The 19,708-nt window shown below is 57.0% G+C and carries 19 protein-coding genes; 12 read left to right on the top strand and 7 right to left on the bottom strand.

Going from position 1 to position 19,708, the window contains the following annotated elements; translation table 11 throughout:
- Positions 1-4: 4 nt before the first annotated feature.
- The 5 genes from C5750_RS15570 to C5750_RS15550 are packed head-to-tail and all read right to left on the bottom strand — an operon-like array spanning position 5 to position 6,551.
- A complete protein-coding gene (locus C5750_RS15570; protein WP_105734824.1) occupies positions 5-1,465 on the bottom strand; it encodes a form I ribulose bisphosphate carboxylase large subunit in 1,461 nt (486 codons plus the stop codon).
- A 29-nt stretch (positions 1,466-1,494) separates the two neighbouring features.
- Positions 1,495-2,574, bottom strand: a complete 1,080-nt coding sequence (gene fba / locus C5750_RS15565) for a class II fructose-bisphosphate aldolase (RefSeq protein ID WP_105734823.1) — start codon at positions 2,572-2,574, stop codon at positions 1,495-1,497.
- Positions 2,575-2,576: 2 nt separating this feature from the next.
- A complete protein-coding gene (gene tkt / locus C5750_RS15560; protein WP_105734822.1) occupies positions 2,577-4,601 on the bottom strand; it encodes a transketolase in 2,025 nt (674 codons plus the stop codon).
- Between the two features lie 10 nt (positions 4,602-4,611).
- Entirely contained in the window at positions 4,612-5,484 is an 873-nt protein-coding gene (locus C5750_RS15555) for a phosphoribulokinase (RefSeq protein WP_105734821.1), read from the bottom strand.
- A gap of 17 nt (positions 5,485-5,501) precedes the next feature.
- Positions 5,502-6,551 carry a class 1 fructose-bisphosphatase gene (locus tag C5750_RS15550; protein ID WP_105734820.1) on the bottom strand — a complete coding sequence of 350 codons (1,050 nt, stop codon included), beginning with the start codon at positions 6,549-6,551 and terminating at the stop codon, positions 5,502-5,504.
- Between the two features lie 122 nt (positions 6,552-6,673).
- Here C5750_RS15550 and C5750_RS15545 point away from each other — a divergent pair, with 122 nt between their 5' ends.
- From C5750_RS15545 to C5750_RS15505, 9 genes are all read left to right on the top strand, one after another.
- Entirely contained in the window at positions 6,674-7,636 is a 963-nt protein-coding gene (locus C5750_RS15545) for a LysR family transcriptional regulator (protein WP_105734819.1), read from the top strand.
- Positions 7,637-7,682: 46 nt separating this feature from the next.
- The gene (locus tag C5750_RS15540; protein WP_130502111.1) at positions 7,683-7,997 is read left to right on the top strand and encodes a hypothetical protein; all 315 of its coding nucleotides are present in this window, start codon (positions 7,683-7,685) and stop codon (positions 7,995-7,997) included.
- Between the two features lie 106 nt (positions 7,998-8,103).
- Positions 8,104-8,982, top strand: a complete 879-nt coding sequence (locus C5750_RS15535; protein WP_105734817.1) for a hypothetical protein — start codon at positions 8,104-8,106, stop codon at positions 8,980-8,982.
- A 100-nt stretch (positions 8,983-9,082) separates the two neighbouring features.
- Positions 9,083-9,469 (top strand): c-type cytochrome, encoded by a 387-nt coding sequence (locus C5750_RS15530; RefSeq protein WP_105734816.1) that lies wholly within the window; start codon positions 9,083-9,085, stop codon positions 9,467-9,469.
- A gap of 190 nt (positions 9,470-9,659) precedes the next feature.
- Positions 9,660-10,478, top strand: a complete 819-nt coding sequence (locus C5750_RS15525; protein ID WP_105734815.1) for a cytochrome c oxidase subunit II — start codon at positions 9,660-9,662, stop codon at positions 10,476-10,478.
- A 50-nt stretch (positions 10,479-10,528) separates the two neighbouring features.
- Positions 10,529-12,307, top strand: a complete 1,779-nt coding sequence (locus tag C5750_RS15520; protein ID WP_105734814.1) for a cbb3-type cytochrome c oxidase subunit I — start codon at positions 10,529-10,531, stop codon at positions 12,305-12,307.
- A complete protein-coding gene (locus C5750_RS15515; RefSeq protein ID WP_105734813.1) occupies positions 12,304-13,008 on the top strand; it encodes a cytochrome c oxidase subunit 3 in 705 nt (234 codons plus the stop codon). Before C5750_RS15520 ends, C5750_RS15515 begins: the two co-directional genes overlap by 4 nt.
- Before the next feature lie 12 nt (positions 13,009-13,020).
- The gene (locus C5750_RS15510; protein ID WP_105734812.1) at positions 13,021-13,743 is read left to right on the top strand and encodes a heme-copper oxidase subunit III family protein; all 723 of its coding nucleotides are present in this window, start codon (positions 13,021-13,023) and stop codon (positions 13,741-13,743) included.
- Positions 13,744-13,748: 5 nt separating this feature from the next.
- Complete coding sequence (locus C5750_RS15505; protein WP_105734811.1) at positions 13,749-14,108, top strand: cytochrome C oxidase subunit IV family protein; 360 nt, start codon at positions 13,749-13,751, stop codon at positions 14,106-14,108.
- A gap of 48 nt (positions 14,109-14,156) precedes the next feature.
- Here C5750_RS15505 and C5750_RS15500 read toward each other — a convergent pair whose 3' ends face one another.
- Complete coding sequence (locus C5750_RS15500; protein ID WP_105734810.1) at positions 14,157-14,993, bottom strand: DUF2189 domain-containing protein; 837 nt, start codon at positions 14,991-14,993, stop codon at positions 14,157-14,159.
- Between the two features lie 178 nt (positions 14,994-15,171).
- Positions 15,172-16,029, bottom strand: a complete 858-nt coding sequence (locus C5750_RS15495; RefSeq protein ID WP_105734809.1) for a MurR/RpiR family transcriptional regulator — start codon at positions 16,027-16,029, stop codon at positions 15,172-15,174.
- A gap of 290 nt (positions 16,030-16,319) precedes the next feature.
- Here C5750_RS15495 and C5750_RS15490 point away from each other — a divergent pair, with 290 nt between their 5' ends.
- The 3 genes from C5750_RS15490 to C5750_RS15480 are packed head-to-tail and all read left to right on the top strand — an operon-like array spanning position 16,320 to position 19,706.
- Positions 16,320-17,909: an ABC transporter substrate-binding protein gene (locus C5750_RS15490; protein WP_105734808.1), complete on the top strand. Its 1,590-nt coding sequence runs from the start codon at positions 16,320-16,322 to the stop codon at positions 17,907-17,909.
- Between the two features lie 22 nt (positions 17,910-17,931).
- On the top strand, positions 17,932-18,858 hold the full coding sequence (locus tag C5750_RS15485; RefSeq protein ID WP_105734807.1) for an ABC transporter permease: 927 nt from the start codon (positions 17,932-17,934) through the stop codon (positions 18,856-18,858).
- Complete coding sequence (locus tag C5750_RS15480; protein ID WP_105734806.1) at positions 18,855-19,706, top strand: ABC transporter permease; 852 nt, start codon at positions 18,855-18,857, stop codon at positions 19,704-19,706. Before C5750_RS15485 ends, C5750_RS15480 begins: the two co-directional genes overlap by 4 nt.
- The last annotated feature ends 2 nt before the right edge of the window (positions 19,707-19,708 follow it).

The following is a 19,708-nucleotide window of genomic DNA, read 5'->3' as shown; positions in this document are numbered from 1 at the left end:
TCTCCTATTCGGCTGCTGTTGCCGTCGGAACGAAGTCCGGCGAGTCGGTTGAGGTATAGTTGAAAGAAACGTCCTTCCAGACTTCCAGCGCCTGCTGCAACGGCTGACAGCTGCGGGCCGCCATCCGCAGGATGTCCGGTCCCTCGCGCAGGATATCCCGGCCTTCATTGCGGGCGAGCACCATGCATTCGAGAGCAACACGGTTGGCAGTGGCTCCGGCCGCGATGCCGAGGGGGTGACCGATCGTACCGCCGCCGAACTGCAGAACGACATCTTCGCCGAGAAGATCCAGCAGCTGATGCATTTGACCGGCATGGATACCGCCAGACGCAACCGGCATCATCTTGTTGAGAGAAGCCCAGTGCTGATCGAAGAACACGCCGTTTTCAAGCCGCATCGGGTTGAAATCTTCACGGCAAATGTCGTAGTAGCCGCGCGTGGTTGCAGGGTCACCTTCGAGTTTGCCGACCACCGTTCCGGCGTGAATATGATCCACACCGGCGAGACGCATCCACTTGGCGATCACACGGAACGAGACACCGTGTGACTTCTGCCGTGTATAGGTGGAATGGCCGGCGCGATGCAGATGCAGGATCATGTCATTGCGACGCGCCCATTTGGCCATTGATTGGATTGCCGTATAGCCGATGACGAGATCGATCATGACGATGTTGGAGCCCAGTTCTTTGGCGAAATCGGCACGCTCGTACATGTCCTCCATCGTCGCCGCCGTGACGTTGAGGTAACTGCCCTTGATTTCGCCGGTGGCAGCCTGGGCCTTGTTGACGGCCTCCATGCAGTAAAGGAACCGTTCGCGCCAATGCATGAAGGGTTGCGAGTTGATGTTCTCGTCATCCTTGGTGAAATCCAGACCGCCTTTCAGCGCTTCATACACGACACGCCCGTAGTTGCGGCCGGACAATCCAAGCTTTGGCTTGACGGTCGCGCCAAGCAGCGGCCGACCGAACTTGTCAAGGCGTTCGCGCTCGACAACAATGCCTGTCGGCGGCCCCTGGAAGGTTTTGACATAGGCAACCGGCAGTCGCATGTCCTCCAGCCGCAAAGCCTTGAGCGGCTTGAATCCGAAGACATTGCCGATGATCGACGCCGTCAGGTTGGAGATGGAACCCGGTTCGAACAGATCCAGATCATAGGCGATGTAAGCGAAATATTGACCTTCGCCATTGGGGACAGGATCAACGCGATAGGCCTTGGCGCGATATTTTTCGGTTGCCGTCAGCCGATCTGTCCACACCACCGTCCAGGTTGCAGTCGATGATTCGCCGGCAACGGCGGCGGCAGCCTCAATCGGATCAACGCCATCCTGCGGCGTAATGCGAAAAAGCGCGATGATATCGGTGTCTTTCGGTTCATAATCGGGCTCCCAATAGCCCATCTTCTTGTATTCCATGACACCGGACCTGTAGCGGTCCTTTCCCGTGACCGTTTCCGACTTGTTTGACATGATAAGGTCCTTTCCGTTTCATTCGGGACTCAAGCAGCCTGCGCTGCGGCGATTTGTGGATCGAGCTTGCCAGCTGCATAGCGTTTGGCCATGTCATCGAGACCGACGACCTTGATTTTCAAGGCATGGCCTGCCGTGCCGAACCGCTCGAAGCGGTCCCGGCAGAGATCACGCATTGCATCCATGGCGGGTTTCAGGAACTTGCGCGGGTCAAACTCAGCCGGATTTTCGGCGGCTATCTTGCGGAATTGTCCGCTCATCGCCATCCGGCAATCCGTATCGATGTTCACCTTGCGCACACCGTGGCGAATGCCCCGCTCGATTTCCTCCACGGGCACGCCATAGGTTTGCGGCATCTCGCCGCCATACCGGTTGATGATGTCCTGCAAGGGTTGCGGGACGGATGACGAACCATGCATGACCAGATGCGTGTTCGGCAGTTTGCGGTGGATCTCCTCGATCACGCCCATCGCCAGAATGTCACCGTCAGGCGCACGGGTGAACTTGTAGGCGCCATGCGAAGTGCCGCAGGCTATTGCGAGTGCATCCACTTTTGTACGCAGCACAAAATCGACCGCCTGGTCCGGATCTGTCAGCAATTGATCATGGCTCAGTACACCGCTTGCGCCGTGCCCGTCCTCGGCCTCCGCCTCGCCGCTTTCCAGCGATCCCAGCACACCGAGTTCACCTTCCACAGAAACGCCAAGCCAATGGGCAATGGATGTGACCCGCTTGGTGATCCCGACATTGTATTCGTAGGATGCAGGGGTCGCCGCATCCGCTTCGAGCGAACCGTCCATCATCACCGACGTGAACCCATGCCGGATCGCCGTCATGCAGGTGGCTTCGTCATTGCCGTGATCCTGATGCAGGCAGACAGGAATGGCTGGGTACAATTCCACCAGCGCGTCGATCATCCGCGCCAGCATGACATCCTTGGCATAGGAGCGCGCGCCACGGGATGCCTGCAGAATAACCGGCGCCTCGCAGGCTGCAGCGGCTTCCATGACGGCAAGCCCCTGCTCCATATTGTTGATGTTGAAGGCAGGAACGCCGTAGCCATGCTCAGCCGCGTGATCGAGCAGTTGTCGCAGTGTAATACGGGCCATCATCAATACTCCTTCTCGCTGATGAGCTTGCGTGCAGTGGCAACGATCTTTTCGGGCGTGATGCCGAAATGACGATAGAGGTCCGACGCCGGCGCGCTGGCGCCAAAGCCGTGCATGCCGATGAATGCGCCCTTGTCACCGATCCAGCGGTCCCAGCCGAGACGTGCGGCCGCCTCGATAGCGATGCGCGGCGCCGCAGCCAGAACCGACCGGCGATAGGCCGGGGTCTGTGCCTCAAACAGTTCCCAGGAGGGCATGGAAACAACAGCCGCTGCGATCTTGTGTTGCGCCCGCAGCATATCGGCAGCGGTACAGGCAATCTCGACCTCCGAGCCCGTGGCCAACAGAGTGACCGCACGCGGTTCAGCTGTTTCACGCAGCACGTAAGCGCCGCGAGCCGACCGGTTTTCGTCGGTATAACCAGGGCGCAGCATCGCAAGGTTCTGGCGGGACAATACGATGACGCTCGGACGATCACTGTGTTTCAACGCCAGTTCCCAGCATTCCGCCGTCTCGATAATATCCGCCGGCCGGAATACGTTGATACCCGGTGTGGCACGCAGCATGGCAAGGTGTTCAATCGGCTGATGCGTCGGACCGTCCTCACCAAGACCGATCGAGTCATGGGTCATGACATAGACGACCTGCTGCCCCATCAGGGCGGAAAGGCGTATGGCTCCCCGTGCGTAATCGGCGAAAGCCAGGAACGTACCGCCATATGGGATGAAACCTCCATGCAGCGCGAGGCCATTCATCGCGGCGGCCATGCCATGCTCGCGGATCCCATAGTGAATGTACCGGCCGGAAAAATCACCGGATGCAACAGCGCGCATACCGGGCGTTACGGTGAGGTTCGAATGCGTAAGATCAGCGGATCCGCCGATCGTGAGATCGGTAGCGGTGTTGACGATACCAAGCACCATTTCGGAAGCCTTGCGCGTCGCGACCTTGGTGGCCTTCTCGATATGGTCGCGGCGAAACGCGGCAAGTTCTTCAAACACTGTTGCCGGCACCTGTTTCTGCGCCGCCAGCTTGAAGTCCTCACCAAGCGGCGATTTTGATACCCGCACCGACCAGTCGCGCCGTTCATCCGCACCCCGGCGGGCAACATCCCGCCATGTCTCAAGGATGTGCTCCGGGACGGTGAATGGCTCATGCGGCCAGTCCAATGCCAGGCGCGCAGCAGCAATTTCCGCAACACCCAGTGGCGCACCATGGGTCTTCTCAGTGCCCTGCAGATTGGGCGCCCCTTTTCCGATGATGGTGCGGCACGAGATCAGCGAAGGCCGTCCAGAGGCCTTGGCATGGGCAATCGCCCCAGCAATTTCATCGAAGTCATGACCGTCGATGTCCTGCACGTCGAAGCCCGCGGCCTTGAAACGCGCCAGCTGATCCGTAGACGTCGAGAGCGATGTTGGCCCGTCGATGGAGATGGCATTGTTGTCCCAGAACACGATAAGCTTTGACAGGTTCAAATGACCTGCAAGATCAATCGCCTCCTGGCTGATACCTTCCTGCAGGCAGCCATCTCCGGCCATGACATAGGTATGATGATCAACGATATCCGCCCCAAATCGCGCCGCCTGCATGCGCTCGGCCAGCGCCATGCCGACCGCAGTGGCAATACCCTGCCCAAGCGGACCGGTGGTCATCTCGATGCCCTGTGCATGACCGTATTCCGGATGACCCGCGGTTTTTGCACCGATCTGGCGAAAACGCTGCAGTTCCTCAATGGGCATATCCGGATAGCCGACAAGATAATGCAGCGCATATTGCAGCATGGAGCCATGCCCTGCCGACAGGACAAACCGGTCACGGTCAGGCCACTGCGGGTGCAGCGGATCAAGTTTGATGAAACGCCTGAACAGCACGGTTGCGACATCCGCCATTCCCATCGGCATGCCTGGATGTCCGGAATTCGCCTTCTGGACGCTATCCATGACCAGAGCGCGGATTGCATTCGCCATGTCCCGTTCTGAAAGGATTTCGGTATCCGGCTTGTCTTGAAGCAGAGCTTGCGTGTTCATCGTCTTCTCCTCACGAGGCTCGGTTTTTGCGCTCAATCAACTGCATGATCAGCGGCGTCAGGATGAGTTGCATCGCCAGGTCGAGTTTATTGCCGGGTACCACGATCGAATTGGCGCGCGACATGAACGAGTCGTGGATCATCGAAAGCAGGTACGGAAAATCAATCCCGCGCGGCCGGGCAAACCGGATCACCAGCATTGACTCGTCAGGCGTCGGTATCCATCTGGCGATGAACGGATTGGACGTGTCGACAATGGGTACGCGCTGGAAGTTGATATCCGTCAGCGTAAATTGCGGCGTGATATAACGGACATAGTCCGGCATGCGGCGCAGGATGACATCCATCACCGCTTCGGTGGAGTAGCCGCGGGTCGAGCGGTCGCGATGAATTTTCTGTATCCACTCGAGATTGATAACGGGCACCACGCCGATCTTGAGATCCGCATGGCGAGCAAGATTGATGCCTTCCGTGACGGCGCAGCCGTGCAGTCCCTCATAGAAGAGAAGGGTGCTGGGCGGAAAATCACGCCATTCGGTAAATGTACCGGCTGGCGTATTGTACTGCTCGGCCTCGGCATCATCATGGATGTAGGTCCGCGTCTGACCAGTTCCCTTGCGACCATATTCTTCAAACACCGCGTCGAGCTTGGCGAGTTCATTGGCGTCCACGTGGAAATGCGTAAAGTTGGGATTGCCCTTCTTGTCTTCTTCCGCAACCTTCACCTTCATGGTGTTGCGGTCATATTTGTGAAAGGCATCGCCTTCGATGAAGGCGGCTTCGATGTGCTCACGGCGAAAAATCTGTTCGAAGATGCGCTTGACCGACGTGGTGCCGGCACCAGACGAACCGGTGATGGAGATGATCGGATGCTTTGCTGACATGATTGATCTCCCTCCCCTCAAGCCCTGAACAGGCCACGGTTGCTGAAGAGCGGTGCTCGCTCGCCAATATTGCTGGGTTCGGCATGGTAGCGGCCGATCCGGGCCACTTCCCGTGCTGAACCAAACACGAACGGAACCCGCTGATGCATGGTATGGGGTACCAGATCAAGAATGCGGTTCGCCGTATCCGTCGCACCTCCGCCCGCTTGCTCGATGAGAAAAGCAATGGGGTTCGCCTCGTAGATCAGCCGTATCCGGCCCTCGCCGTAGCCTTTGCGCTTGTCACCGGGATAGAGAAACACGCCGCTGCGCATGAGAATGCGGTACGTCTCGGCGACCAGCGACGCGATCCATCGCATGTTGAAATCGCGCTCGCGCGGCCCCTCGCTGCCCTTCAGGCAATCATCGACATAGAGCTGTACTGCCTCGTCCCAATGCCGATAATTGGCTGTGTTGATGGCAAACTCATGTGCCTGGCTTGCTATGACGATACTTTCATAGGCCTGCACGAAGGTTCCAAGCCGGCTTGAAAAGACAAAAACGTGTGTACCGCTGCCAAGTGTCACCACAAGAGCCAGCTGCGGACCGTAAATGAAAAAACCGGCAGCGAGCTGGCAGTCGCCCTTTTGAAAGAACGATGCGCCAGGCTCGCTGCTCGGGTCACCGGCCACCGGGAGGACGGAGAAGATGGTTCCGATCGAAACATTGGTGTCGATATTGGACGAGCCGTCGAGCGGATCGATTGCAAGTGCCAGCGGCGCACGCGGATTCAGCACTGCCGGATACGTCAGCTCTTCCGAGCCGTAGAGGGCGACAGGAGACTGCCGTGCCGCTTCGAGAAACATATCGTCGGCAAATACGTCGAGCGCCTTTTGCGGGTCACCGTCGGCATTCCTGTTACCGGTTCCCCCGGAAAAGGCCTTTCCAAGGGCTCCCTGATTGACAATGCTGCGAATCTTGACTGCGGTCAAAGCCAGTTGGCGCAGCAGCGCGGATACCGATGCGCGCAAGGGATCGCCACATTCCGCATAGGATCCAAGAAAGGCGTCTAATGTCGCCGTAGTCATGGCCGTCCTCCCGTGCCTGATCGTCGTTCTGCGTCAGACTTCGGTGCTAAGGGACCATTGATGGACACCTAAGTAAAATTTAATATATTTACGTATTAGATAAAATTTATTAACTTCGCACAATGCGCAATCTGAATCTCAAACAGCTACGGGCGATACAGGCAATCAAGAAGCATGGAACAATCGTCGCCGCTGCCAACGCGTTGGGACTGACGCCGCCTGCCGTGACCATTCAGCTCAAGCTGGCAGAGGAAGATGCGAATATTATCCTGTTCGATCGCACCAATGAGGGACTTCGCCCCACCGTTGCAGGTCTTGCATTTCTGGATGCCGCGCAGATGATCGAGGAAAGACTACGGCTCCTTCACGACGAAATCGATGCCATCAAGGGTTTGCGGGTAGGCACCCTGTCCTTGGGCGTGGTGTCGACAGCCAAGTACTTTGCGCCGCAGCTCATGGCGATTTTCGCAAAGGACCATCCCGACATTATCGTCAAACTGGCAATCGGCAACCGCGCGGAAATCATCGACAGTTTGAAAAGCCATGCAGTAGACCTTGCTCTGATGGGGCGGCCGCCAAAGGATATCCCGCTGCGTTCGGCGGTTTTTGGCGATCATCCACTCGTAATGATCGCCGCACCGGATCACCCCCTGGCCAAATGCCGCGACATAACGAAAGAGCGTATCGCGCAGGAGCATTTTCTGATCCGCGAGCCCGGGTCCGGCACCCGCATTTCGCTGGAGATCTTCCTGAGCGAACTGCCGGGACGTATCGATGATCTCGGCACCGAAATGTCCTCGAACGAAACAATCAAACAGGCTGTCATGGCGGGGCTGGGCATAGCCTTCATTTCAGCCCACACGATCGCGCTCGAACTGGAAGTCGGCAGGCTCGTGATGCTGGATGTCACTGGTATGCCCATTCGCCGTCAGTGGTTTTCAGTCATGCGGACAGACCGGACATTGTCGCCGGCAATGCGGGCTTTCCAGGACTTTCTCAACCGCAAAGGCGCGCAATGTCTGCCCTCCATCGATCGGCTCTATCCCATGACCGGTGCGCAAATTTCGCAAAATCAGCGGGCTTAGACATGTGGGAATGGCGTTTAGTGAGCGCGGGATGTCCGGGGGTACCATGATTGAACAAAAGCCGCTGAGCCTGGCGTCGCGGATTACCTATTTTGCCTCCAGCCTCGTGTTCGCGATCTTGATGACCATTGGGTTATCGGTAGTATATCTTGCAGCACTCTCCAACCCTGCGGTGAGCAGGATGGACGTTGGCGCCTTGATGGTCGGGATGTTGTTGGTATGCATGCTGCTCGTTGCGGCATGCTGGCTCGCATATTTTCCGCTTCGCCGGCATCATGGACTTATCCGAATTGTCACAACTGCCTTCTGTCTTTTGATCGCTATATCCGCCGTTCTTATCGTGTTCATTGACTGGGGTTAAAAATCAAGTTGCAAACGGACAGACCGTCCGCGTTATGGTTCGCGTTTCGGACGTGGTGCTGCTAAAACGCCCACGCTCACTGATTGGCAAACGTAGGGACACTGAAATGAATTCAATGCGTCGCGGTGTGCTGGCTTTTTTGGGTGGTCTCCTCATCGGCAAGCCTTCTCTCAGCACTGCGTCCAACAGGCTTCCGGCATATGCTGCACTGCGTTCCAGCTACACGCCGCGCCATGTGCTTTGTTTTCTTGGCGGTGAGCACGGTCTTCCGGCCCTGGTCGAAAATGCCCGCGCCGCCATACAGAAACTGGCGGATGGCTTTACCGCCGATGAAGATGGGTCCCGCAATGAACCCGATGACCGCATGGAGCGATCGTTCAGCGTCTGCTGGGATCGCGTTGATCCGGAAAGCTATCAGGACACCGACGAAAAAGCGGTCGCCGGGCACGGGTCTGTCCTCTACGTGCTCGGCCCGTCAATGACAGCGGAAACAAGTGTAACAACATCGGCAAAAGCCCTGCAGCTTGTACAATACATGCTTGATCACGGTGCCATTGCCGCAAAAGGCGAGAGTGCAGGGGTGGCCCATGGCGCACGCCGATGGAAAGAGCTGGCTGAACAGGCCCGCAGTGCATCGGCGGCCGGGGATGGCATGGCACTTGCAAGAACCTGCCGTTTGGCCTTTGCGCGCCGGCCTATTGGCGACGACATCGACGGCATGGCCAGCGTCGGATTTCATTTGGTTGGCCTGCCCGATGTGCTTGTAACCACCGTTCGGCCGGACGATCAAAGGCCATCAACCAGTGCCGAACAGCTCAAGATTGCTGCTCTCATTGATGCTATCGCCGACGAGATGGCCCGTGACGGCGTTGAAATCGCGGTAGCGGATCGCCGTGCCGCCCTGTCCAACGACACCCGCTATGAGGAAGACGAGTACAAGTTCAATCCATTCGGAGTTGTGCGCATTCAAATGAAAGAGCTTTAGCGAACCGATACTTGAAAGCTGCCATCAGCAGGAAATTCTTTGCTGGGCTGATTGACTTATCCGGTGTGCAGGATGACAATTTCAGTCAGGAGGGGGTTTCATGAAATATTGTATCCTTCTTATCGGCTTGTCGGTTGCAGTCCTTTCCGCTGGCGGAGCGCACTCCCAGGAGGGAGATGCTACGGCGGGCGCAGCTGTTTTCAAGAAATGCGGCATCTGCCACGTGGCGGAAACGGACACGAACAAGGTAGGTCCCTCGTTGAACGGCCTGTTTGGCAGAACAGCAGGAACACATGCGAGCTTCAGTTATTCACCATCGATGGTGGATGCGGGCAAAGCTGGTCTTGTGTGGAATGAGACCTCGCTGCGTGACTATCTGCATGATCCCAAAGCCAAGGTGAAAGGCACGAAAATGGCTTTCCCCGGACTGAAGGATGATGGCGATATCACCAATCTGATTGCCTATCTGAAACAGTTTTCCAAGTAATTCTTCCGCCCGCTGAGAATGAATGAGCGTGAATAAAGTCAGTATGTCCGGAGAATAGATGTGGGAATACGGCCTATACATGCGTTTCTTTCGGCCTGATTGCCTGTCTTATCCGTTCATGAGATAATAGATTTGTCTTTCCCAAGATGCGACCCATGTCCACACCCAGTAAAGGCCGGGAGGGCAGAAAATGGCAGTCGTGGTAATTCTGATCGTCATCGCTGTCGGCTCGGTATTATTTCACCTGCTGAGCCCGTGGTGGTGGACGCCTATCGCGTCGAACTGGGACTATATCGACAACACCATTATTATAACGTTCTGGATCACCGGGGTCGTTTTCGTCGCCGTGGTCCTGTTCATCGCGTTTTGCGTCTACCGCTTCCGGCACAATCCCGGCAAACGCGCCGCATATGAGCCAGAAAACAGGGTACTGGAGTTCTGGCTGGCGACCGTAACTGCCATCGGTGTCGCTGCCATGCTCGCGCCGGGCCTGTTTGTCTGGAACCAATTCATCACGGTCCCGAATGACGCCACGGAAGTGGAAGTGGTTGGGCAGCAGTGGCTGTGGAGCTTTCGTCTCCCGGGGAAAGATGGCCGGCTGGGAACTGCTGAAACCAGCGATGTCAGCTCGGATAACCCGTTGGGAATCAATAAGAAGGATCCCGCCAGCCTTGATGATATCATCATACAGGGCGGTGAACTGCATTTGCCCGTCGGCAAACCCGTCAAGATGCTGCTGCGGTCCCTCGATGTCGTGCACGATTTTTATGTCCCCGAGTTCCGGGCCAAGATGGATATGATCCCGGGATCGGTCAGCTATTACTGGTTTATCCCGACGCGAACGGGAACGTTCGAGGTTCTATGTGCGGAACTCTGTGGCGTTGGTCATCCGCAGATGCGCGGGACGGTCGTCGTTGACACCGAGGCAGACTATCAGACGTGGCTGCAACAGCAGCAAACTTTTTCCCAGATGGTGGCATCGGCAGGAGAGATTCAGGCGGCAAAATGAGAATGGCCGCTGTCGGGGAGAAGGGACGCTAGAGGTCGGGAGAACAGGGAATGGCCAATATTCCAGCTGGTATTGATGACACGGTTCCGTTAGCGGAAGTCGCCGACGTCGAACTTTACCACCCGAAGAGCTGGTGGACGACCTATGTGTTCAGTCAGGACGCCAAGGTCATCGCCATCCAGTACTCACTGACCGCCATATCGATCGGTTTTGTGGCCCTGGTCCTGTCATGGCTGATGCGCATACAGCTTGCCTTTCCAGGCGCGCTTTCCTTCATCGATGCGGAACACTACTACCAGTTCATCACCATGCACGGCATGATCATGGTGATCTATCTGTTGACCGCCTTGTTTCTTGGCGGCTTCGGCAATTACCTCATCCCGCTGATGCTGGGCGCCCGGGATATGGTGTTCCCCTATGCGAACATGTTGAGCTACTGGCTTTATCTGCTCGCTGTGCTGGTGCTTGTAGCCGGCTTCTTTGTACCCGGTGGACCAACGGGCGCGGGGTGGACCCTCTATCCGCCCCAATCCATTCTTTCCGGCACCCCCGGCGGAAAGGACTGGGGCATCATCCTGATGCTGACCTCGCTCATCCTCTTCATCATCGGCTTCACGATGGGCGGGCTGAATTATGTGGTTACGGTCTTGCAGGGACGAACAAGAGGCATGACCCTGATGCGCATGCCGCTGACAATATGGGGTATATTCACGGCGACCGTGATGGCCTTGCTGGCGTTCCCTGCCCTCTTCGTTGCCTCGGTCATGATGTTGTTCGACCGCGTTCTTGGGACCAGCTTCTTCATGCCGACCATTGTCGAGATGGGCGAGCATTTGAAGAATGGCGGCGGCAGCCCCATTCTCTTCCAGCACCTGTTCTGGTTCTTCGGCCACCCGGAAGTCTATATCGTCGCTCTGCCGGCCTTCGGCATTGTCTCGGACCTCATCAGCACCCATGCGCGCAAGAATATATTTGGCTACCGCATGATGGTGTGGGCGATCGTGGGGATCGGCGCGCTGAGTTTCGTGGTTTGGGCACACCACATGTATGTCAGCGGGATGAATCCCAAATTCGGTTTCTTCTTCGCCACAACCACGCTGATCATCGCAGTACCGACCGCGATCAAGGTCTATAATTGGGTGCTTACTCTATGGCGGGGTGACATCCATCTGACCTTGCCGATGCTGTTCGCTCTCGGATTCATGGTCACATTCGTCAATGGCGGATTGACGGGGCTCTTTCTTGGCAATGTCGTGGTCGACGTTCCCTTGGCCAAAACGCTGTTTGTCGTTGCGCATTTTCACATGGTGATGGGCGTTGCCCCCATCATGGTGGTCTTCGGGGCGATCTGCCATTGGTATCCCAAGGTCACCGGCCGAATGCTGGACGAAACACTGGGCAGGGTGCACTTTTTCGTCACCTTCGTGGGTGCCTACGCCATCTTCTTTCCGATGCATTATCTCGGACTGCTGGGCGTACCGCGCCGCTATTCCGAACTGGGCGATACGGCGTTCATTCCGCCATCCGTGCAGGCACTCAATGAATTTATCACGATCATGGCGCTGATCGTCGGGGCCGCACAGATACTCTTCCTGTTCAACCTGGCCTGGAGCCTGCGGCGGGGCAAGGAAGCTGGAGGCAACCCCTGGCGGGCAACGACGCTCGAATGGCAGACGCCGCAGACGCCGCCAGCCCATGGCAATTGGGGCAAGGAACTGCCCGTGGTCTATCGCTGGGCCTATGATTACAGTGTTCCAGGCGCCGCGCAGGATTTCATTCCGCAGAACCAGCCCAATGGCGACCGGATTTCCAGGGAGCCCGCATCATGAGCACCATTCTGGTTTTCCTGGCCGGCCTTGCCGTCATCATCACGTGGTGGATGGCGCAGCAGCGCCTGTCATCCAAACCCTGGCTTGAAGCAAATGGTATCCATGACATTCCCGTTTTAACCCGGTCTGCCGTTGCCACCGAGAAAATCGGTCTGGGCGTCTTTCTGGCCATCGTCGGCGCCTTGTTCACCCTGTTTATCAGCGCCTACTTCATGCGGATGGGGTTGCAGGACTGGTGGGCCATCCCGCTTCCGCGCATTCTATGGCTCAACACCGGTATGCTGGTAATTGGCAGCGCCGCGCTGCATTGGGCGAAGATGGAAGTGGTACGAAACAACGGCAATGCCTTGAAGCTTGCCCTCGTGACCGCTCTTGCCGCTACCACCGGATTTCTCATCGGGCAACTGTTCGCATGGAAGGAGCTTGTCACTGCCGGCTATGTCATCGCTGATAATCCTGCGAACAGTTTTTTCTACCTGATTACAGGAATGCACGGCCTGCATATTCTTGGCGGGCTTTTCGTCCTCAGCCGCACAACGTCCAGGGTATGGGAGGGTGCCGCGCTCGCAAAGGTGCGGCTGAGTACCGAGCTGTGCACCATCTACTGGCATTTCATGCTGGTGGTATGGCTGGTTCTGTTTGCCCTGTTTGCGGGCTGGGCCAATGATTTCGTCGCCATCTGCCGGCAAGTGCTCAACTAGGATCTATGACCCATGTCTCAATCCGCACAAGCAAAACCCGAGATCGCCCTTCCCCGGCCGGCCGGCCTGCGCGGCTTCGCTTCCGACTGGGCTTCCGATCAGCGCGCATTCAAGAACGTTTCCTGGGGCAAGGCCATGATGTGGATCTTCCTGCTCAGCGACACGTTCATCTTCGGATGTTTTCTGGTCGCTTACATGACGGCACGCGTGTCCACTGCCATTGCCTGGCCCAATCCCAGCACTGTCTTCGCGCTCAGCATCGGCGGCAAGGAAATTCCGCTGATCCTGATCGCCATCATGACCTTTGTCCTCATCAGCAGTTCAGGGACGATGGCCATGGCCGTCAATTATGGGTACCGGCGTGATCGCCGCAAAGCCGCCATCCTCATGCTGACCACGGCATTGTTCGGCGCGATCTTTGTCGGCATGCAGGCTTTCGAGTGGACCAAGCTGATCACCGAGGGTGTTCGCCCATGGGGAAATCCGTGGGGTGCGGCACAATTCGGTTCAACGTTTTTCATGATCACCGGCTTTCACGGCACGCATGTCAGCATCGGCGTCATTTTCCTTGTCATCATAGCGCGCAAGGTCTGGCGCGGCGATTTTGATACGGAAAAACGCGGCTTTTTCACCAGCCGCAAAGGCAATTACGAGATCGTCGAAATCATGGGCCTGTACTGGCACTTCGTCGACCTCGTCTGGGTTTTCATCTTCGCATTTTTCTATTTGTGGTGAGGATCATGGAACAACCGGTGACACATTCGGAAACACAGGCGCTGACGCACACCGATCATCAACAGCATCCCATCAAGCTTTATCTGGTGGTCTGGGGGTTGTTGTTTGTTTTGAGCGTCTGCTCATACATGGTCGACTATCTCGGGTTTCAGCACTACCTGCGATGGGGTCTGATCCTGCTCTTCATGGTTTTGAAAGCCGGATTGATCGTCGCCATCTTCATGCACATGGCGTGGGAAAGACTGGCCCTGGTTTATGCCGTGATCCTTCCACCCGTATTGGTGCTTGTCTTTGTTGCCCTGATGACTTCGGAAGCGCACTACACCTTGTTCACGCGCATGACGTTCTTTGGCACTGCGCAATAGAACGCGGTTCGCGTGGGTGCATCGCGCTTCACGATGCCGCAAGAAAACTTACCGGCGGACCGGACGTTTCTTCGCCTCTGCCAGGATGGGCTGGGGTTCCACCACCTTGCGGTAGAGGTGCCAGGTGGCATGGCCAAGCACCGGAATGATGATCGCCAAACCAACAAAGAGGGTCAAAAAGCCGACCACCAGCAGTGCCGCAACGATCAATCCCCACAATGCCATCGTCACGGGGTTGACGGCGACCGCCTTTATCGAGGTCAGAACGGCAGCAAATGCGCCGACATCCCGGTCAAGCAGGAGCGGGAATGTCACGACGCTTGTGCACAGCACAACCACGGCAAAGACAAAGCCGATCGCATTGCCAAGAAGGATCATTCGCTGGCCTTCCGGCGTGTTGAAAACCTGATCGAGGAATGCGCGCATGGAGACCGGTGCTTCGGAACCGAAAAGGCTCGTGTAAAGAGATTGAGCCGTCAGCAGCCAGGCGATGAAGATTGCAAACAGCATGACGCCGACGGCAATGATGGAAGGAATGGCCGGCGAATGCCGGACCTCAAACGCGTGACGCCAGGAGGTATCGAGATTGAGTTCGCGCCTGCGGCTGATTTCGTAGAGACCCAGAGCCGCGAGGGGACCGATCAGCGCAAAACCAGACATCAGCGGGAAGATGAGCGGCAATGTGTTGGCACCCGAGGACCACCGCATGAGGACCACACCGACAATCGGATAGATCAGGCAGAGAAAAACATAATGGGACGGTTTGTCCCAAAAATCATCCAGCCCTTCGCGGAGAGCCGCAACGATATCGGATACGCCAATTCGGCGGACTTGGGGGTAGACAGGAACCTCGCTTGCACCAGCAATCACATGAAATTGCGCCATGACCAGTTCTCCCAATTCAGTTATGGGCGGCAACGATGCACCGATATACCTGGCATTGGCAGGGCTACCGGATCGAACCTGAACCCTTGTCCAATATACGCCCATCAACCTCGTTTTGCCAGAGTTCGATCTTTACCCGATCATATCAAAGGCCATGTCGGCGCCGCCGTTCAATTGCTCACTCGCCGACATAGCCCGTGAACCGGCCGTGCAGTTCCGAAACATTGTTCATGCGCTTTTCGACGGAAATGCCCAATTCATTGAAAACACCGTTCAGAAGCAAATTGCCGAGACTGGCCATCTGCGCCGTGGATTCCCAGAACATATCGAATTCCGTCGGAACGACGAACATTTCATCGGCCAGATCGTGCCCCCAATCGCAGAAGGCATCGGTAATCAACGTGATGGGGATTTTTGCCTTTCGTGCCTCGCGGGCCAATGACAATGCCAGTTGCGAATAGCGGCGCGCTTCAAAGAGAACAAGACAGGCCGATTTGGGCGGCGCCATGAGAATTTCATGAAAATTGCCGCCCGCGACATCGGCCAGGAACACGTCCGGGCGAAGGTACTGCAGCTGGTTGGCAAAATACTGCGCCATGCCGCGCTCGGTCTGGAAGCCGGCCACGAAAACCCGCGGCATGGCGGCCAGGCGCTTTATCGTGCGTTTCCATTCTTTCGTATGCGCAACTTCGTATATCCGCACCAGCGCAGCAATTTCGAGATCCAGACTGCGCGCAAGCCCATCGCCCTCAAGATTACGTTCACGGAATTCCTTGAGACGATCGCCGACGAGCCATGGCCGGTCGCCGATGTTGTCACGAAGATCCGCCTTCAAATCCTTGAAACGCGCATAGCCAAGCGACCGGCAAAAGCGGCCAACAGTGGGTTCGCTGACGCCCACCTTGGCAGCCAGGGTCGCGGATGTTTCGAACGGCAAGCCGTTCAGGTTTGCCAGCATGTAGTTGGCGATTGCCTTTTCTGCATTGGTGGCAGTGGCAAGGCTTTCGCTCAATCTGGCCCGAACTGATTCAGTCATTCTCTTCCTCACAGCGTTCCGTCGAATAAATTGACAGATTTCTAACATTATAGCAATTGACGTTTGTTTTCTTTCATTCTAGCTTCGCTCTACCATGTTGGGAGGCATGATGAAGAATGGGTGCCGCAACGCATCTCCGGGCACAGCCATACATATCATCACAAGAAACGACGGGCTTGTCGCGAACGGCCGATATCAAATCCGATTTCATCAGCGAAGCCCTGTTCATGCCGCGCAATCGTAACGGATGCGGCGGGACTGGGAAGGAAAAACAATAAAGGGGAAATAGCATGAACCGGCGTGAATTCCTTACATCAGCATCGGTCGTCACCTTGGGTATCGGCCTCGGCCTGACATCCGGCCTGCCAGCTTACGCGGCGGAATCGGAGGCGGTCATCGTGCTTGGCAGCGCAGAGGCCGGAGCGCCGAACCAGGATCCGATCCGCGCTTCCCTGCTCAGCCTCGCATCCAATCTGATTTATGACCGCCTGGTCGAGCAGGATGATGATCAGTCCTATCATCCGCACCTCGCCGAATCCTGGGAAACGGACGCGGATGGCATGAACTGGACCTTCAAGTTGCGCCAGGGTGTTACATTCCACGACGGCGAACCGTTCAATGCTGCCGCGGTTGTCTGGTGGATCGGCAAATATAAAGGCAGCGTCAACGAATACATGACAGCTGCGATCGACCGCGTCGAGGCCGTTGATGACCACACGGTCCGTTTTGTAATGAAGCGTCCCGAACCCAACCTGATTTTCAACCTGGCTGCCGTGTTCATGGGCATCCCCTCGCCGAAATCCTACGAGGCGGCTGGCGACAGCTACGGGGTGACCGAAGCAATCGGTACGGGCCCATACAAGCTGGAGAGCTTCGTCGTTGGCCAGGAGATCGTGCTTGTTGCCAATGAAGATTATGCCTGGGGCACCGCGCTCTCGGAAAACCAGGGAGCACCGCACATCAAGCGGCTGACACTCCGTGAAATTCCCGACTCATCGACAGCCTTTCTGGAACTGAAAACGGGCGGTGTCGGCATGCTCTCCAGCGTTCCCGATGAATTCCTGCCGCAATTGCAGAAGGAAAAGCAGGTGAGCTTTCGCGACCTGCCGGGAATGGGTGTTACCTATCTGATCTTCAACAGCCGGTCCGAACCTTTCTCCGACATCACAATGCGTCAGGCAACAGCGCTGGCCGTCGACCAGAACGCCGTTCTCAAGAGTGTTTACAGCGGCGTCGGCCGGGAGGCCCATCAATTCCTCATCAGTTCCCTGGCGGAATCGAAAGTCGATCCTCAATTCGAAATTCGCCACGATCCGGATAAGGCCAGGAAACTGCTCGATGCGGCTGGCTGGACCGTGGGCGGCGACGGTATCCGCACAAAGGACAACAAGCGCCTGCGCATCAAATTCTGGACGAGATCCGAAACGGAATTCAAACGCATAGCCGAGGTGGTTCAAGCCCAGCTCAAGGCGGTGGGTATGGAAACCGAGATCGTCACTTTCGACAACACGACCTTGCGTGACCAGCTTCGCAAGGGCGAACACCAATTGGTCGTAAGCCACTACGATTGGAACAATGCCGACATCCTTGACTGGTGTTTCAGCGCCAAGAACATCCCTGCGCCAAATTCGGCAATGTGGAACGACGCCAAGTCGGAAGAATTGCACGACATTGCCATGCTCCATTCGAAGAATTGGGATGAACGGGTGGCGAACTTCAAAAAATACCAGGAGCATCTCCTCAGCCAGTATGCGTTCGCGCCGCTGCACGAACCGGCACAGAACACCGCCTACAACAAGGATCTGCTTGAAGTCCCCGAGAGAATCCGCGGACCCCAATTGGGCCAGTCAACCATTGTCGACATGAAAGCCGTGCAATAGCGGTGCCAAGCGAGGGCGTGATATGTTTCTGTTCATCGTGAAGCGGCTCGTTTTGCTTGTACCCGTCTTCTTCGTGGTTTCCGTGGTGGTGTTCCTCATCATTCACCTCGTTCCGGGTGACCCGATCGACAATCTCCTGCGTGCAGGATCGTCCACGGCGCAGCGGGTGCAGATTGCTGCGAAATACGGCCTCGACCGCAGTCTTGCCGAGCAGTATTTCGTATGGATGAGGCGGCTGGTATCAGGCGATCTCGGCACATCGATCATCCAAGGCCGCCCAGTTGGCGCGCTTATCGCCCAGAACCTGCCCTACAGCCTGCAACTGGGCGGGGCAGCCCTGCTCTTCTCTGCCCTCACCGGTATTGCCGCCGGCGTTCTGGCTGCCAGCTTTCACGGCACAAAGCTTGATGATGGCATCAGCGGCCTCATCTTGCTCGGCTCTACGGTGCCGAGCTTCTGGCTCGGCCTGCTGCTCATCCTGGTTTTTGCCGTATGGCTTGGCTGGGTGCCGATCTCAGGCGCACGCGGCTGGACGTCACTGATCCTCCCGGTCATCGCGACGGGTATTGGCGGCATTGCACTGGTGGCAAGGGTGACCCGCATCGCCATGATCGAGACAGCAAGACAGGACTTCGTGATGCTGCTGCACGCCAAGGGGCTTTCGCCTGCAATAATCCAGGTGCGCCACGTCTTGCGCCATGCGTTGGTCCCGGTCGTGACCATCCTTGCTCTGCGGATCGGCTGGATCCTCGGCGGCACCGTGACGATTGAGTATGTCTTTGCCCGTCCAGGCCTGGGATCGTTGCTCATTCGGGCGCTGAACCAGCGCGATTACCCTCTGGTGCAGGCCTGCCTTCTCATGCTGGCCATGGCAGTCATTCTTGGCACACTGCTCGGTGACATCATCCAGGCAGCAATGGACCCACGCCAGCGCGAGGTGCGGTCATGAAAGCTCTGCATGCACTGCCCGTCATCAAGACTCTTGCATCGGTCAAAGGCAGCATAGCCGCCGCCTACCTTCTCCTTCTGATCGTCGGAGCAGTCTTTGCTCCCTGGTTGTCGCCCTATCCATATGACCAGCAGGATCTGACGATCATGAACCAGCCGCCATCAATGACCCATCTCATGGGCACCGATGAATTCGGACGTGATGTGTTGTCGCGCCTGATCACCGGTGCCCGCACCTCGCTCTCCGTCAGTGTCACCGCGATCAGCGTCTCCGTACTCTCGGGCCTCATTCTCGGTGCAGTGTGCGGCTACTTCGGCGGTACCTTTGACCGTGTCGTCATGATCGCGGTCGACTTGACCTGGTCATTCCCGGAAATCCTGATTGCGCTGATGCTTGTCGCGATCATCGGGCCGGGATTACAGGGGGTCGTGCTTGCCATCGCCATCGCCTATCTCGCTCAGTTCACCCGGCTGACGCGCACCCAGGTCATGGTTTTGAAAGGCGAAACCTTTGTCGAGGCCACCGTCAATCTCGGGGCCGGCCACACCCACATCCTGTTTGCCCATCTGTTGCCGAATGTATTGGCGCCGGTCCTCGTGGCGGCAATGCTGGCAACGGGCGATGCCATTATCCTCGAGGCGACACTCGGATTCTTCGGTTTGGGGGCACAGCCGCCGACACCCAGCTGGGGCGCAATGATGAGTTCCGGCACCGCTCAGCTCTTCATCGCGCCCTGGGTGATACTGCTCCCCGGTCTGGCGGTGGCACTCACGGTGATCTTCCTCAACCTGTTCGGCGACGCGATTATCGCTGCGCTGGATATCCGCACAAAACTCAGGGAGGCCTAGTC

Origin of the sequence: Phyllobacterium myrsinacearum, from assembly GCF_002980555.1 — a bacterium.
Lineage (GTDB): Bacteria > Pseudomonadota > Alphaproteobacteria > Rhizobiales > Rhizobiaceae > Phyllobacterium > Phyllobacterium myrsinacearum.
Note: the sequence above shows the minus strand (reverse complement) of the source record. Positions and strands in the feature narration are given on the sequence as shown.